Origin of the sequence: Streptomyces sp. AP-93, from assembly GCF_022808175.1 — a bacterium.
GTDB lineage: Bacteria > Actinomycetota > Actinomycetes > Streptomycetales > Streptomycetaceae > Streptomyces.
Genome location: NZ_JALGBX010000005.1, coordinates 1 through 16,301 on the forward strand (window position 1 = coordinate 1; position 16,301 = coordinate 16,301).

At 71.7% G+C, this 16,301-nt stretch carries 11 protein-coding genes; 5 read left to right on the forward strand and 6 right to left on the reverse strand.

The window, feature by feature from the left end:
* Window positions 1-72 precede the first annotated feature (72 nt).
* The 6 genes from MTF69_RS09850 to MTF69_RS09875 form a co-directional block, all read right to left on the reverse strand.
* Window positions 73-618 (reverse strand): pyridoxamine 5'-phosphate oxidase family protein, encoded by a 546-nt coding sequence (locus MTF69_RS09850; protein WP_243332681.1) that lies wholly within the window; start codon window positions 616-618, stop codon window positions 73-75.
* A gap of 198 nt (window positions 619-816) precedes the next feature.
* On the reverse strand, window positions 817-2,430 hold the full coding sequence (locus MTF69_RS09855) for a phospholipase (protein WP_243332683.1): 1,614 nt from the start codon (window positions 2,428-2,430) through the stop codon (window positions 817-819).
* Between the two features lie 138 nt (window positions 2,431-2,568).
* On the reverse strand, window positions 2,569-3,783 hold the full coding sequence (locus MTF69_RS09860; RefSeq protein ID WP_243332686.1) for a cytochrome P450: 1,215 nt from the start codon (window positions 3,781-3,783) through the stop codon (window positions 2,569-2,571).
* A gap of 169 nt (window positions 3,784-3,952) precedes the next feature.
* Complete coding sequence (locus tag MTF69_RS09865) at window positions 3,953-5,089, reverse strand: alpha/beta hydrolase family protein (protein ID WP_243332687.1); 1,137 nt, start codon at window positions 5,087-5,089, stop codon at window positions 3,953-3,955.
* Window positions 5,090-5,168: 79 nt separating this feature from the next.
* Window positions 5,169-5,666: an RICIN domain-containing protein gene (locus MTF69_RS09870; protein ID WP_243332688.1), complete on the reverse strand. Its 498-nt coding sequence runs from the start codon at window positions 5,664-5,666 to the stop codon at window positions 5,169-5,171.
* A gap of 260 nt (window positions 5,667-5,926) precedes the next feature.
* Window positions 5,927-7,591, reverse strand: coding sequence for a peptidase M23 (locus MTF69_RS09875; RefSeq protein ID WP_243332689.1), 1,665 nt, complete (start codon window positions 7,589-7,591; stop codon window positions 5,927-5,929).
* A gap of 1,105 nt (window positions 7,592-8,696) precedes the next feature.
* On the opposite strand from MTF69_RS09875, the gene MTF69_RS09880 reads away from it, so the two are divergent.
* From MTF69_RS09880 to MTF69_RS09900, 5 genes are all read left to right on the forward strand, one after another.
* Window positions 8,697-9,683 carry an alpha/beta hydrolase family protein gene (locus MTF69_RS09880; protein ID WP_243332690.1) on the forward strand — a complete coding sequence of 329 codons (987 nt, stop codon included), beginning with the start codon at window positions 8,697-8,699 and terminating at the stop codon, window positions 9,681-9,683.
* Window positions 9,684-9,691: 8 nt separating this feature from the next.
* A complete protein-coding gene (locus MTF69_RS09885) occupies window positions 9,692-11,188 on the forward strand; it encodes a peptidoglycan DD-metalloendopeptidase family protein (RefSeq protein ID WP_374322755.1) in 1,497 nt (498 codons plus the stop codon).
* A gap of 84 nt (window positions 11,189-11,272) precedes the next feature.
* Window positions 11,273-13,333, forward strand: coding sequence for a family 43 glycosylhydrolase (locus MTF69_RS09890; protein ID WP_243332693.1), 2,061 nt, complete (start codon window positions 11,273-11,275; stop codon window positions 13,331-13,333).
* Between the two features lie 485 nt (window positions 13,334-13,818).
* Window positions 13,819-14,628, forward strand: coding sequence for a serine/threonine protein kinase (locus MTF69_RS09895; RefSeq protein WP_243332695.1), 810 nt, complete (start codon window positions 13,819-13,821; stop codon window positions 14,626-14,628).
* Complete coding sequence (locus MTF69_RS09900; RefSeq protein WP_243332696.1) at window positions 14,625-16,064, forward strand: serine/threonine-protein kinase; 1,440 nt, start codon at window positions 14,625-14,627, stop codon at window positions 16,062-16,064. Before MTF69_RS09895 ends, MTF69_RS09900 begins: the two co-directional genes overlap by 4 nt.
* Window positions 16,065-16,301: the final 237 nt, after the last annotated feature.

Consider the following 16,301-nt stretch of genomic DNA (forward strand, 5'->3'; position numbering starts at 1 on the left):
ACAACCACAAGACCGGCGGACCCGTCATCCGATCACTGACCGCCTACGACCACTGACCACGGAATCAATCATCTAGAAGGTGTAGCGGGTGTGGCTGAACACCTGGCCGTCGTGCCCGAACCCGTACGCCGTGCCGGGTGCCACCGAGAACAGCAGGTCGGCGCCCTCCCGGATGCTGTCGCCGAAGCCGTGGAAGGTCCCCTCCGGCGAGCTGATGTGGTCCCCGTACTGCTCCTCGAACGCGGCGATGACCTCGTCCTGCCGCGCCGGATCCGTCACGCGCTCCGCCGTGCCCTCGATCACGATGTCGAGGCCTTCGGAGAGTGAGTTGCGCCCCGTGGTCAGTGCGCAGTGGGCATTGCCGGCCAGGTTCTTCGCCTTCTGCTCGCCCGACCCGGTGCTGAAGTGCAGCGCCCCGTCGTGCCAGGCGGCGATCAGCGGCGTGACGTGCAGCCTGCCGTCCGGCCGGACCGTGGTGATCCAGAAGACCTCGGCCGCCCGGAGCTGCCGCTCGGCCTCGGCCCAGTCGGTGGCGGTGACGTTCTCCGCGCCCGGGCGCGGGTTGAGCGCGGAGCTGTAGCGGGCGTCGAGCTCGGTCTTGGGCTGCTTCGGAGTCATGCGGAACTCCTTTCGCTCTTCCTGTGAACCAGGCTACGCAGCCTGGCCCGGCGGCGCTCAGGACCGGGACCCCCGTTCCCCATGATGGGGCGGGTCCGGGCCGCTCCGGTCCCGCCCCCTCCGCCGGAAGGCTCCGCCATGACGCGTACCCGGCGCCGCACCCGGGCCTGCTTCGACTGAATCCCCGTCCCCGGGGAATCAGCCCTGGCAGACGCCGCGGGCGTAGTCGTACGTCGCGGTGACCTGGGAGTAGCGCCACTGCGGGTCCAGCAGGTCGCTCTTCAGCTGTCCGGCGGCGGCCGGGCTCTCGACGATGTACCCGAAGTCCTGCAGCCAGGACGGATACAGGTTCTTCGAGCCGATGTAGAAGGCGGATCCGTCGACCGCCACCAGCTTGTGGTGCTGGGCGTACGGCTTGCCGTCCGCCCAGGTCGGCTGGTCGGAGGCGCGGAACGTGGCCAGCTGGAGGTTCTCGCACAGAGCCGTCCGGGCGCGGGCGCCGTCGCCGGTCAGGGCCGTCACCCGGCCGCGCAGGGCGTCGCTCACCTCGGAGAGCGACTTGATCTGCGAGTAGCCGCCGCTGCCGATCGTGCCGCGGTTCGCCGGGTCGCTGACGACGATGCGTACCTTCACGCCGGAGACGAGCTTCGCGGCGAGGGCGTCGTAGAGGCGGATGTCGTAGCGGGGCAGCGGCGGGCAGGTGGCGTGCACGTCCTGCTGGGAGATCTCGATGTGAGAGGTCGCGCTGGAGACCAGGGCGCGCAGGGCGCTCTCCTCCGGGTTGACGGTGTCGTAGTCCCGGTCGGCGTTGGTCCTGTCGTGGATCCCGATCCCGCACTTGGTGTCGCCGGCCGTGGGCAGGACGGGGCGGAAGACGGAGGTGGGGTCGTTCTGCCGGATGCCGACGCCGAGCCCGCCGACGGCCAGTGCGGGCACGTTCCCCTCACCTTGCGGGGAGGCGGGCCGGGGCAGGGCGGGCATGCAGTCCGCGCCGGGCGAGGCGGCGAACCAGACCGAGCTCCAGTTGTTCTTGTTGCGACAGGTCCAGTCCCACAGGGAGTCGAGGTAGCGGCCCGCGGAGCCGGCCGCCGGTCCGGACAGGGCGAGGTCGACGTCGCTCACCGGGTGGGAGGTGTCGAGGTAGTCGTCCTTCCAGCTGTTGATGCCGCCGGTGATCACCGAACTGCCGTCCACCACGACCAGCTTGGAGTGGTTCCAGGAGAAGGCGGTCTTCGAGGTGGTCATCGAGGCCACGTTCAAGGTGATGTTGCCCGCGGCGGCCGGGCCCAACTTCGTGAGCAGTTCGTCCCGGTAGGACGACGGGATCACCGTGGAGTGGTAGAGGGGCGCGGCGCCGACCATGACGCGCACCTTCAGCCGGTTGCCCTTCTCTACGGATTCCCGCAGGCCCGCGACGATCGCCTCCTGGTAACCGCCGTTGGGGAAGGGTGCGAGCGTCGATATGTCGACCGTCTGCCGGGCGTCGGCGATGTCGCTCCGCATCTTGTCCAGGAGGCGGCGCGATCCGGGCCGGTCGGCGCACACGGCGTCGCCCCAGCATCCGGGGGTCTGGAGCAGCCAGTCGGCGCCCCCGGGCTCGGACGAGCCGAGCCGGTTGCCGGAGGTGCGCTCCCAGATCGAGCCCTCCAGTCCCGGCGACACCTGACGAAGGGTCTGCTCGACCGCGTCCAGGTGCGGGGTGGGTGTCGGCGCCTCCGAGGCTGAGGCGGGGCCGATGGCGCCGAGGAGGGAGAAGCCGAGTGCGAACGCCGTTGTGGAGACGAGCGCGGCCGTACGGACGGTGCGTGCCAATGTGGTTCCTTGACTGAGGGGGTGGCTCCGACCTTGATCAACTCGGGCAAGTTACCAGTGCGTAGCCCTCTGTTCACCCGCCTCGGGCGAGTTCCGGCCACCCGCCGGAGGGCCGGCTCGCGCGATGCCTCGGCCTCGTCAGCCGGCCGTCCGTGCCGTCCCGTACACCACGGGCAGCTCGATGAGGCCGCGGGCGCGCAGGGACGGCCGCCAGCGGGCTCCTGCTCCTGCTCCTGCTTCTGCTTCTGTCGGGTCCAGGTCCAGGTCGGCGAACCGTTCGAGGAGCGCCGCCAGCGCGATCTCGGTCTCGATCCGCGCCAAGGGCGCGCCCACGCAGTAGTGGATGCCGTGGCCGAGAGCCAGGTGGCCGGAGGTGTCACGGTCGAGGTCGAGACGGTCGGGCTCGCCGAAGCGGGCGGGGTCGCGGTTGGCGGACGCCAGGGAAAGCAGGAGCGTCTCGCCCGCGGGAACCGTGATGCCCCCGATCGTCACGTCCTCGGTCGGGAAGCGGCGGATGGCGAGAAGTGCCGGTCCCTCGTAGCGTGAGAGCTCCTCGACCGCGGCGGGGATGCGCGACGGATCCTGGCGCAGCCGCGCCAGTTGGGCCGGATGCCGCAGCAGGGCGTGGATCGCGTTGCCGATGAGCTGCACGGTGTTCTCGTAGCCCGCGACCAGGATGAGGAACGCCAGGGACGTCAGCTCGTCTTCGCTCAGGCGGTCCCCGTCGGTGTCGCGTACGGAGATCAGGTCGCAGAGCAGGTCGTCGGCGGGGTGGCGGCGCTTGTGCGCGATGAGCTGGACGAAGAAGGCGACCATCGCCCCCACCGCTTCTTTGGCAGCGGCCGGCCGGGTGGGATCCGGGGCGACGAGCGCGTTGGTCCAGGAGCGGAAGTCCGTGCGCCGGTCCTCGGGAACGCCCAGCAGGTCGCAGATGACGGCGATCGGCAGCGGAGCGGCGTACGCGGCGATCAGGTCGGCGCGGCCGTGCGGGCCGAGACGGTCGAGGAGTTGGTCCGCCGTGCGGCGGATGGGATCCCGAAGTCCCACCATGCGCCGTGAGGTGAAGGCGCCGCTCACGAGCTTGCGGATGCGGGTGTGGTCGGGGGGATCCATGTTCAGGAGATTGGCGTCGAGGACCGGCGGCAGGGAAAGACCTCGGTAACTGCCCTCCGCGGCCTTGGCCTTGTCCAGGGAGAGCCGGGGATCCGTGAGGGCCGCGCGTACGTCCTCGTACCGCGTGACGAGCCACGCCGGCTCGCCGCCGGGCCCAGGTACCCGCTGCACCGGCGCGTTGTCACGGAGGTGCTGGTACGCGTCGTACGGGTGGTTCATCAGCTCGGCCCGGAGATCCATGGCGCCACCCTAGCCAGGCTGCGGAGGCGGGCCTCAGACGGGCCGGGGGGCGTCACGCGAACGCCGCGGGGGCGGCGGACATGGCTGTCGCTTTCGACGCTGTCACCGCGGCCGGGTGTGGAGGAACGCCGGCCGCGAGATCCCTGAGGCATCGGCTGAGCGGGGTGCTTCAGCCGGCCTGGGCGAACTCGTTCGCGAGGCGGGGGATGTAGTCGGCGAGGGCCGGGGCCCAGCAGTCGTAGGTGTGGTCGCCCTTGCAGGTGGGAGAGAGGGCGGAGCCGTTGCCGTAGTTGACGAAGCGGTTCGGGATGCCCAGTTGGGTCAGGCGGTTCGCGACGTTGGTGGAGGCGACCGCCGTCTTGCCGTCGATCAGACCCTGGTTGCCGGTGTAGAGGGTGACCCCGGTGTTGGCGAGCTTGGCCAGGTTGGTGAGGGAGGCGGGGTTGACCTCGTTCCAGATCCGGTCGTTGAAGATGGCGTACGGCGAGCCGAAGATCGCGTCGCTGTCCACCACCGGCCCGTGGCCGGTGCAGTTGCCGGTACCCGAGGTGGTGGAGGCGCACCAGGCGCCGGTCAGGTTGAGCTCCGTGGCCAGCACCGCGGCACGGACCTCCCACAGGCCGAAGTCGATGCCACCGGACAGGGAGGCGGCGCGCCCGAACAGGTCGGGGCGGGCCTGGGCGTAGTGCAGGGCCCCGAATCCGCCCATGGACAGGCCGACGACCGCGCGGTGGCCGCGGTCGGGCAGGGTCCGCAGGTTGGCGTCGATGAAGGGGACCACCTGCAGGAGGTGGAAGGTCTCCCAGTTGGCGGCGCCCTCGACGGTGTTCTGCATGTGCCAGTTCGCGTACCAGCCCTTCAGGCCGCCGTCCGGTACGACGGTGATCATCCGGTCGTCCCGCAGGGCCGGGGCCGCGGCAGCGTCGTTCACGTTGCCGCCACCGCCGTGCAAGAAGTACGTCACCGGCCAGCGCTTGCCCGGCTCGGCGTAGTAGCCGCTCGGCAGGAAGACGCGTACCTTGTGCCGGCCGGAGAGCTGCGGCGTGGTGACGGTGAGGGTGAAGTCGGTTTCGGAGCGCACCTCGGTGGCTCCGGCGACCTGGGTCAGACCCTGCCCGTCGGTGAAGGCCGGGATCGTGGGGGCGTCGGCGACGCCGGCCGCGGTCGCCCGGGCCGGGGTCTGCGCCCGGGCCGGGGTCTGGGTCTGGGCCTGGGCCTGCGCCTGTGCGGCCGTGGGCAGCGCGAGGAGCGCACCGGCCACACCGAGGACGAGCGAGAACCGTAACGCGGTCAGCTTCAACTTCATCGAACGTGCTCCTCGTGGAGGGAAACGTCTGCCGGAATGGCCGGAGGGGGAGCGGCTTCGCCGTGCGTCGCCATCGGGCTCAGGACCAGCTCTGGTACCGGAGGTTGTTGCACGCCCAGGTACGGAAGCCCTGGGAGCTGTCGTCGATGCACCGCGAGGTGTGCTGGTTCTGGAAGCGGACGGTGCCGTCGTCCCAGGCCTTGATCCACCAGCTCTGCTCCGGGCTGGAGTTGCAGACCGCGGTGCGGAAGCCGCTGTTGGTGTCCTCGATGCAGCGGCCGGTGTTGTTGTTCATCAGCTGACGCGTCTGGTCACCCCAGACGTGCACGGTCCACTGCTGCGGATTCGAGCCGTTGCAGCTCCAGGTGCGGAAGCCGTTGCTCGTGTCGTCCATGCACCGACCCGTGGCCTGGTTCTGGAACGACTGGACGGCGTCGAACGTCCTCGCCTGGCCGGCAGTGCCGGCAGGGCCGGAGGTGGCGGCAGGGCCGGAGGTGGCGGCCAGGGCGCCGGTCGCCGGAGTGAGGGAGGCGAGGGCAAGGGCCCCGCCGAGCAGAAGCGTTCTCGTGACGCGCATGTGATCCGTCATCTCCTTCGTGTCCTTGGGACTGGCTGGGCCACAAACTAGGAGCCGGGGGAGGGGGCAGGGCACCCGGAACCATCCGGAGTGACAGCGGCGTTCGCGACGCTTGGTGCTTGCCGGGCCCGGCTGCGGACATGGCGAAAGCGCCGATCGAGGAGGGCCCACCGAAGACCGCCCCTGACCACTCCACACCCCGCCACCATCCAGCCGCCCAACCAAACCCGCAGGTCAGACACCAAGTTCCTTCTGGAGTGCTAGGTCATCGCCGGTCCGGCATTGTTCAGCCAGGCCCACTCCGACCACGTGGCGAAGCCGGTCTGCCACTTGTGGAAGACGCCGGCGTGACTGGTGGCGAACACCTCGATGCGGCCGTCGGCGTTGTTGCCCGCGGCGATCTCGGTGCCGCCGCCACCGAAGGTCGCCCACTCCGAGAACGGGGCGTTCGGGCGGGTCTGCCAGGCGTGGCTCGCGGCGTTGGCGTTGATCGCGTACACCTCGACCCGGCCGTCGGCCGACCGCGCGACGGTCAGCTCGGCGTTGGTGATGCCGCCCATGCCCGCCCACTCCGACCACGAGGTCGGGCCGGTCTGCCAGCGGTGGAACACGCCGTTGGCATTGGAGGCGAACACCTCGAGCCTGCCGTCCTGGTTGTAGCCGGCGGACAGGTCGTGACCGCCGCCGCCGAAGTTCTCCCAGGCGGACCAGCCGCCGTTGACTCCGGTCTGGTAGAGGTGCTCGAAGGTCGAGTCGGAGAGCGCGAAGACCTCGAGGCGCCCGTCGGCCGCGGTCTCGATGGCGAGCCGGGAGTTCGCCGGGCCGCCGGCGGTGCCCTCCCAGCCGGCCCAACCGCCGCTGGGCGCGGTCTGCCAGCGGTGGAACACGCCCGTCGCGTTGGAGGCGAACACCTCGATGCGGCCGTCGGCGTTGTTGCCCGCGGCCAGTCGGTATCCTCCTCCGCCGAAGTTCGCCCAAGCCGACCAACTCCCGCCGGGCGCGGTCTGCCACATGTGGTCGAAAGTGCTGTCCGACAGCGCGAATACCTCCAGCCGGCCGTCCGCGTTGGACGCCACGGCCAACTGCGCGTTGCGCGGCCCCCCTTCGAAGCGCCACTGCGACCAGCCGCCGTTCACCGCGGTCTGCCACGAGTGGTACACGCCGTCCGCGCCGGCGGCGAAGGCCTCGAGCCGCCCGTCCGCGGACCGCCCGGTGGTCACCCGGCCCGACGCGTACGGGTGCTTGGGTCCGCCTGCGCTCGTACCGGACCACAGGGCGTTGGCGATGAGTGCCGCGTCCCCCGCCTCGATGGCGTACAGGCCGCGCAGGTCCTCCCTCGGCCGCTGAACGTTCCAGCACACCTCTCCGATCGCCTCGTTGTTCCACGAGCCGCCCGGATACATCCGTTCCACCTCGTCGAAGAAGGCGTTGGTGGCGTAGGCCGGGTTCAGACGCTCCTCCCGGGTGCCCCACCAGTCCTGCTGCTGGAACAGCCCGAGGCTGGTGTAGTCGACGGCCTGGGCGTAGTTGTTGAGGCTGGACTCCACGATGACCGTGGCGATGGCGATGGCCGCGGCCCTCTGGTTCAGGCCCCGGTCTTTCACCGCCTGCGTCACCATCCGCGCGCAGGACACCTTGTACGCGTTCATGTAGCCGGCCATCTTCGCCTGCAACTGGGGGTTGAGCTGGTCGGCCATGATGCCGTCGGTGGCCGACGGGCCGGCAGGATCGCACGGCACGGTCGGAATGGCGAAGCCCTGCGGGCCGCTGAAGTAGCGTGAGACGCCGGAGCGGTCACCGCCCGGGCCCGGAGCGGGCGCGTGCGCGGCGGAGGCGACCGAGGCCGTCATACCGATGACCAGCGCCCATATGCCGGCCACGAAGGCCAGTCTGGTGAACATGCGGCACAAGCCGGATATCGCCATGGTGTTCCCTTCTGTCGTGAAGTGAAGTGCGCGGTATCCGCTCGGCCTTCGGCTGCCGACCGCGGCGGCCGGCCTGTCGACGCGCATCGGGCACCGGCCGGGGGAGTCCGGGCACACAGAGTTCACCGGGCACCATCGCCCGTGTCACTCCGGATCGTTCCGGATGCTTCCCACGGCGCCCCCACCACTACGTTGTGGACCGGATCGGCCGAATCGACCGCATCCGGACGAGTTGGTCCGCCTGTGCGCCCAGGCGCTGGACCTGTTCCGCGGGGAGCCCCTGGCCGGCCCGCCCGGCCCCCCTCGCCGCGCCGCACTGACCGAGCCGCCGCGCGATGGGGACGGCCCAGCCGTACGCCGGCCAGGAGACGAAGGACCGTACAGCCTGGGGGTCAGGCCCGGAGGTCGTCCTCCCAGCAGCCGTCGTTATGGCCGCTGTTGCGCAGGGTCCCCCGCCCGGAACGGCGCCGTAGTCGGTGTTGCCCACCCGAAGTCCTTGCGGATCAGCCGCGGCTGCTCATGCGGGTCCAGTGGTCTCCACCCTCGACGGCGAGCGCAGGGCGTGCGAGCGCGCAGGGGCTCCCCCGGCGAAGCGGCGGCGGCCGAGGCTCCCGCTCCGGCCCGTTGGGCGGGGTAGGCCGATCAACCACTCCACCACCCGGTTGTCGTTCATCCGTTGGAAGCAGATGCCGCCGATGAGATGGGTGGTGGTGTTCTGGCGCCCGCCGGGACCCGCCTTGCCATCGGGCCCCAGATGGCGGGACCGCTGGGCGTTGACCATCAGACAGGTGTCGGCCGGCGTGCAGATGTTGCCCTCGGCTACGGGTACGCCGCGGCCATGGCCACCACCGGCAGCCTCGCCCTGATTCTCCTCCGCGTCATCGGGACCGCCCTTCCCACGTGGTCCTGGCCTTCCTCTGAACGCGGCCGCGCCAGGGAGGAGCGATGAAATCCCGATGGCGCCGGCGGCGGTTCCGGCAGCTCCCACTACCGCCCTTAGCCGACGCGCCCACGCCTGTCAGTCCGGAATCCTCCGGGGTCTCCCGGCCCGCGCACCGTTGCTACCTTCCAGACGCATCGTCAGGCTCCCGACCAGGAGGACACAGTGAGCGCGCAGCACCCCAGCCGCAGGAGCATCCTGAAGACCGCCGGCGGCCTCTCGGCCGCGCTGGCCATGGGCGGCGCGGGAGTCCTCGCCGCCGCGTCAACCGCTTCCGCCGTCGGTGACGGCTTCGGCCTGCGCATCACGGCACGCGGCGAGCAGGACCACCGGATGTGGTACTACCGGTTCCAGACCTCCGCCATCGGCGGCTGGACCCCGGCCGTCAACGTGCTGCTGCCCGACGGCTACCACACCAGCGGGCGCCGGTACCCCGTTCTCTACCTGCTCCACGGTGGCCTGGAGGACTTCATCACCTTCGACGCGCACCACGACATCCGGGGTCTGACGGCCTGGAAGGACCTCATCGTCGTGATGCCCGACGGCGGGCGCGCCGGCTGGTACTCCAACGCGTTGAGCTCCAATGTCGGCGCCCGGAACTGGGAGCACTTCCACATCGGGCAGCTGATCCCGTGGATCGACGCGAACTTCCGCACCTACGCCGAGTACGACGGCCGCGCCGTCTCCGGGTTCTCCATGGGCGGCTTCGGCGCCCTGAAGTACGCGGCCAAGTACTACGGCCATTTCGCCTCGGTCAGCGCCCACTCCGGCCCGGCCAACCTGCGCGGGGGCAATGGTGACGTGGTGACCCACTGGGCCAACGCCTCCTCCGCCGCGGTGGAACTGAGCGGCGGCAGCATCTATGGCGTGCCCTTCTGGGACCAGGCCCGGGTCAGCGCGGACAACCCGTGCGAGCGCGTCGAGAGCTACCGGCACAAGCGGGTCTTCCTGGTCGCCGGCACCAGCCCCCAGGACATCCAGGGTTACGCCAACGAGACCGTGGTGCTCGCCACCCAGCGGGAGTTCAAGTGGCACCTCGACCGCGCGGGCATCCCCTACGAGCAACATGAGGTGGACGGCGGCCACTGGGTCCGCCGGAATCTGCTGCAGGACGACATCAATGGCGTCATCCACCGCCTGCGCAAGGCGTGAACGGCCGGCTGAGCCGCGTTCTCGCGGCGACTGCCGTCCTCCTTTCGGCACTGTCGGCGCTGGCCGCCACGGGTCCGGCCGCGGCCCGGACCGCCGATCTCACCGCGGCCTGTCCTACCACCGGACCCGTGTCCCAGCACTTCCACAGCGGCCACAACGGCGTCGACATCGCGGCCGACGTCGGGACACCGATCTACGCGGTGGGCGACGGCGAGGTGACCATCTCCGGATACACCGGCGACTACGGCCAGTGGATCCGCATCCTGCACCCCGACGGGAGGATCTCCGAGTACGGGCACATGTCCAGGCGGGACGTCTTCGAGGGCGACCGCGTCGTGGCGGGCCAGCAGATCGCCCTGGTGGGCGCGGAGGGCACCAACGTCGACGGCCCCCACCTCCACCTGCGGATCTGGGGGGACCGGTCCACCTCCTACGGCATCGACCCCGAGGCCTACCTCGCGGAGCGCGGCGTCGTGCTGCCGTGCACCCCGGGCAGTGGTCCGCGGCCCAAGCCCTTGGTATATCCGGCGGAGTCGGGCCGGGTGGTGTCGGCGCGGTCGGCGGACGGACGCCTCGAGGTGTTCGCAGCCGGCGCCGATGGCGTGCAGCATGCCTGGCAGCAGGAAGTGAACGGCAACTGGTCGGCCTGGGAAACGCTCGGCGGGCCGGGCAACGCCGAACTGGCGATCGCATCCAATGCCGACGGCCGCCTGGAGATGTTCGCCCTCGCCGGCAATACCTTCCAGCACCGCTGGCAGCTCTCTCCCTCCGGCGGCTGGTCGAACTGGGAGACCTTCGGCGGCGGCGGGCGCGACACGGCGGCCGGCGTGAACGCCGACGGCCGGATCGAGGTCTACGCCTCCAACCCGTCCGGCATCTTCCACAGGTACCAGGTCGCCCCCAACGGCGGCTGGTCGGACTGGGAGCCCACCGGCGGAGGGCCCGCCAACGGCCGCGTGGAGATGGAGAAGTCGCCCGACGGCCGGCTCGAGGTGTTCGCCCTGGGTAGCGGCACCTTCCAGCACAAGTACCAGACGGCCCCCAACGGCGGGTGGTCGAACTGGGACGCCTTCGGAGGTGGCGGCCACGACCTCACCGTCGATCACAACGCCGACGGCCGCCTGGAGGTCTTCGCCTCCGGCCCGGAGGGTGTGTTCCACAAGTACCAGACGACCCTGACCAGTTGGTCGAACTGGGAGCCCACCGGCGGTCCCGCCGACGCGCAACTCACCAGTGCGCGCACAGCGGACGGACGGGTCGAGGTCTTCGCGATGAACGGCAGTACGGCCATGCACGCCTGGCAGACAGCCGTCAACGCATCTTACGGAGACTGGTCCGTCTTCGGCGGCGGCGGCACCGAAGTCACGGCGGTCGCCAACGCCGACGGGCGGATCGAGGTCTTCGGGAGCAGCCACGCCGGCACCTACCACAGATGGCAGACCGGCTTCTCCCGCTGGTCCGACTGGATGTGGCTCAACAACACCGCCGGCCCCGCCCTCGACTGACGCCCTCCGACCGCCCCCACCCGACCCGTGGTCGGCCGTGCCCGCAGGGGCCCGGCCGACCAGGCGGTCTCCCTGGAGAGACTCATGCTTCCGATCAGCAGACGGAACCTGTTGCTGGGCGCCGCAGGGGCGGGCGCGCTCCCGTTCCCGGGCAACGGCCGGGCCGCGGCCCGGGCCGCCGACGCCGCACCGTCCGCGGCCCGGGCCGCCGACGCCGCACCGCCCCCTCGCTGGGTCGGCGCGGGACCCTTCAGGTACGTCTACGACCCCTCCACCGCCGATGGCCCGCGCTATCTGAACGACCACACGCTGATCAAGGCGCTGGGCCGCTGGCACCTGTTCAGCATCGTCGGACGCAGCGCCCCGCGCGGTGAATCCCCCGACAGTACGAGGGAGACCTCCTTCGCCCATGCCTCCGCGCCGAGCCCGAACGGGCCGTGGATCACCCACGCCGACGCACTCACCGTCGCCCCGTCCCACTTCGGCGAGGAGCACCTGTGGGCGCCCCACGTCGTGGAGGCGGGCGGCAGGTTCTGGATGTTCTACGCGGCCGGCGGCGCGAGCGGCGCCGCGATCAGCCTCGCCACCTCGTCCGACCTGTTCACCTGGACGCGCGAGCCCTCCGGCCCGCTGTTCCGCGGGCTCGCGGCGCGTGACCCGATGGTCCTGCGGGTCGGCGGCGAGTGGGTCATGTACTACACGGAACTCTCGGGCCCGGGCGGCCACCATGTGGTGGCCTGCCGGCGGTCCGCGGATCTGGTGCACTGGAGCGAACCGGGCACCGTGTTCACCGACGCGACCACGGACACGACCGTCTCGGTCACCGAGTCTCCGTACGTCGTGGAACGGGACGGCTGGTACTACCTGTTCATCGGGCCGCGGGGCGGCTACGAGGGCACGGACGTGCTGGCGTCCCGGGACCCCTTCCACTTCGACCTCGCCGGCTACGCGGGCCACGTACCCGGTCACGCCGTGGAAGTGGTCGCCGACGGGGGCACCTGGTACGCGAGCGCCGCGGGCTGGTTCCGGGGCGGGCTGCACGTGGCGCCCCTCGAGTGGCGGGACACGCCACCGCCGTGGCAGAGCACCGACAACCCCGTGGCCGGCCTCGACGCCGCCGGCCGCCTCACGGTGTTCGCGCTCGACGCCTCCGACCGTTCGATGCTCCGGCGCGTCCAGCTCGACCCGGACACCGACACCTGGTCGCAGTGGGAGGAGTTCGGCGGGCCGGCCGGTGCGGTCCCCACACTCGGCCGCAACGCCGACGGCGCGCTCGAGGTGTTCTCGCTCGCCCCGGAGGGCGCCAACCTGCACCACCGGGCCCAGCGTCCGGACGGCGGCTGGTACGACTGGGAGGAGTTCGGCGGCCCGGCCGGCGCGGCCCCGGCCGTGGCCCGCGGCGCCGACGGCCGGCTGGAGGTGTTCGCCCTGAGCCCCGGCGGTGCCTCCGTCGCCCGGCGACGGCAGGGGGCACCGGGATCCCCGGCCTGGGACCCGTGGGAGACGGGCTTCGGCGGGGCCGCGGGCGCGCCGCCGGTGGTCGCGGCGAACGCCGACGGCCGGCTGGAGGTGTTCGCCCTCTCGCCCGGCGGCGCCGGGATCTTCCACCGGTGGCAGGAGACGCCGGGCGGCGCCTGGACCGCCGCGTGGCAGCGCTTCGGTACCGCGTCCGGCGCCGCGCCGCGGGTGGCCAGGGACGGCAGCGGCCGGCTCACCGTCGCCGCGATCGGACCGTCGGGGATGGGAACCTTCAGCCGGCGGCAGTCCGTGCCGAACGGAGGCTGGGACGAATGGCTGCCGATGTTCGGCTGGAGCGCCGCCGCCCCGGCGTTCGCCGCCAACACCGACGGCCGCCTCGAGGCGTTCTCGCTGACGCCCGGTGGCGCCCGGCTCGATCACCGCTGGCAGACCACCCCCGGCGGAAGCTGGGATTCCGGCAGGGAGTTCGGTGAGCCCGGCATCAGGCTCGCCGCCCCGCCCGCGGCCGCGCTCGACCCCACCGGACGCACGCACGTCTTCGCCGTCACCACCGAAGGCCGGATGCGCACCCGCGTCCAGGCCCGGCCGAGCGGCGGCTGGCGGCCGTGGACGGCCTTCGGCGACCGGACGGTCGCACCCGTCGTATCGGGCAGTCCCGCACTCTGAGCCAGGAGTGCGGATCGCGCCAAGTGAAAGAGGCGAAAGGTCGGTTCCGTGGCGCCGCTACCCCGCGGACCACGGTGACCTTCCCCACCCCGGCAGGTCCCGGACGGGACGTCCGCGACCGGGGCGGGAGGGCGGATCCCGCGCGGGCGTGGACGGCGACGGTACGCCGTCCTCGCCCGCGGCGGCACGACAACTTCCACCGATCCGCTCGGCAGAGAGTCGAAAACAACCCCAAACCGCCACCGCCGACACGGAGTCGGGGTGACCCGGGACACAGCGGCGCCGACCGCGCGGAGGGGGCCGGCGAGCCTTCCGGACAGGGCCCTCGGGAGCTTCCCGGGGAAGCCGGCGCGGGCAGTCCGACCCGCCGGACCGACCCGACGGACCGCCCCGTCCGAAGTGGCTGAAGTGCGCCGATGAACTCCCTTGAGAGATGAGTATTGTTCCACTCACGGTCAGGTACGACGTGTGGAACGGGGGGAGCGGTGAGCGGTGTGGTCGTCCATCTGCCGCAGGGGTGTAGTGGCGCCGACGGCGGCGAACCGAACGGCGACGCCGTGACGTTACGCCTCGGACCGGGCGAAGTCGCCCGCTTCGGACGCGGCTCCGCGACGATCCCCGTAGAGCTCCGTCTCGCTGACGTGGCGATCTCCCGGCTCGCCGGAGAGATCCGCGTGGCCGATGATCACTGGCAGTTGACGAACCACAGCACCACCCACAGCTACCTCGTGGAGAACCCGGAGGGCGCCGGCGAGTACTTGAGGGTTCCGCCCCGCCGGGTAGGGGCGCCCGTCCCGTTCGAGTTCTCACGCGTCGTGCTGCCCACCCGCAGCGATGTCCCCGTCTCCTTCCAGGTGTTCGCACCCGACCACATCTACCTGGATCCGGAAGCCATGGGCGCCCCCTGGGGCCGCCTCACGGTCACCGCGTACTCCCTGGACGAAACGGCCACGTACTTCCTCGTCCTCGTCGCCCTCTGCGAACCGCGCCTGCGCGACCAGTCCCGCGTCGCGGTCCCCACGACCCCCCAGATCGTCGAACGGCTCAAGGGCCACGCCGCCTGCGCCACCCTGACCGCGCGCGCGGTCAGCTCGCACATCGACTACCTCGCCGAGGAGAAGCTGCGCATCGGCGCCTCGGACCCGCGCGAACCCGGCAAGGGCGACCGCCGCAACGGCAAGCGCGAGGAGATCGTCGGGCTGGCGCTGCGGTTCGGGCTCGTGCGCGAGGAGCACCTGACGCTGCTGCCACCCCTGACGGGGGCCGGCGGACGGGAGCGGCAGACCGCGCGATGACGACGCCCCACGCCGTGCGCGGCATCACGGAATGCGACGGCACGGACCTGCTCCTGCCCGGCCACCGGGTGCAGGGCTGGACGATCACCAGCCTGATCGGGGCCGGAGGCTGGTCCACCGTCTACGCCGCACGGCCCGCCGACAGGTACCCGGACCGGACCGGCCGGGCATCCGCGCACCCGTCCGCGGCACCGGCAGACATCGCGCTCAAGATCATGCCGACCGCCGGGTACGCTCCGCGCCAGACGCGCAGGATCGTGGAATCCGCCCGCCGGGAGGTCGAACTGGGACGCAGGGCCGGGCACGCACGGCTGATCCGCCTCCTGGACTCCTTCGTCCTCGAGGCACCGGACCGCCCCGCTCTGGACGGCGCGATCGTGCTGGTCATGGAGCGGGCCGCGGGCAGCCTGCGGGAACTCCTCGACGCCGGGGTGGCCGAGGCCGACCGCGCCCGGCTGATCGCGGGGATCTGCGAGGGACTCGCCCACCTCCACCGGTCGGGTTGGGTCCACGCCGACCTCAAGCCGGAGAACGTCCTGCTGGACGGCGACCGTTCCGTGAAGCTCTCGGACTTCGGGCTCGCCACCCAGATGACGGGAACGTACGGGTACGCGCCCCCGATGGGCACCTTGGACTACCTTCCGCCCGAGCGCTGGCGGGCACCCCTCGGCGAGCTGGGCGTGAAGGTCCGGCCGAGTGCCGACATCTGGGCCCTGGGCATCATCATCCACGAGGTCTTCGGCTCCGGCGCCTCCCCGTTCTCCGGCGCCACCCCCATGGCACGGGGCGCCGCCGTCCAGGAGTACGGAGAAGGGCGCGCGCCGCTGCGCATGGACCAGGCCGTGCCGCCGTTCTGGCGGGCACTGGCCGCCGACTGCCTCGCCCCGACCCACGCGGCACGTGTCCAGCACACCGCGGAGAGCCTGCTCGCCCGCATCGCCGCCGAACAGGAGGCGCTCGGGCGGGGCACGGGACGGCGGTGGGGCCGGGCCCGCGCCGCGATCCTCACCACCGCGCTCTGCGGGATCGCCGGTACGACCCTGTGGTCGGACGCGGCACGGGCGAGCTCCTCCGCACTGGACGGCCCGGAGGGCGCGGCGGCCGCCACGATCCGGGTGTTCAATGCGGAGAAGGGCTGCCAGGAGCGGGCGGACCGGGACCCGCAGTGCAGTCTGGGCCTGGCGATCGACCCGATGCTCCAGTACACCGCGGACAACGTCGTACCGTCCCGGGTGTGGCACGGCGACATCCTCGCCGTCGACTGCCAGTTGCCCGACGGCCGGGCCGTCATCGACGAGGCGGACCTGCAGTCCACCCGCTGGTTCCACGTCCGCCTCCCGCCCGGCTCCACACCCCGCGCAGCGTGGCTCCCCGCCGTCCGCACGAAGGACCGCCCAGCGCTGGAGGGGTGCCCGCACCCCGCGACCGGGCGCTGACGCCCCCGGCCGGTACCGTCACCAGCAGCTGGCCGTATGTCAGCTCTCGAACAGGGCCTGGCCGATGTACGTGCCAGGGGTGGCGCCGGCCGGTGCGGGGGTCGGCCTGCCAGGCGAGGAAGAGCATTCCGGCGTCGGGGGTTCCGTCGGGGCGGAGGCCGTCGTGGTAGGACCAGCCGCGGCGGAGCATGGTCGAGCCGCTGGTGGTGGCGGGTGCGGCGAGGCGGTTCCGTCGAG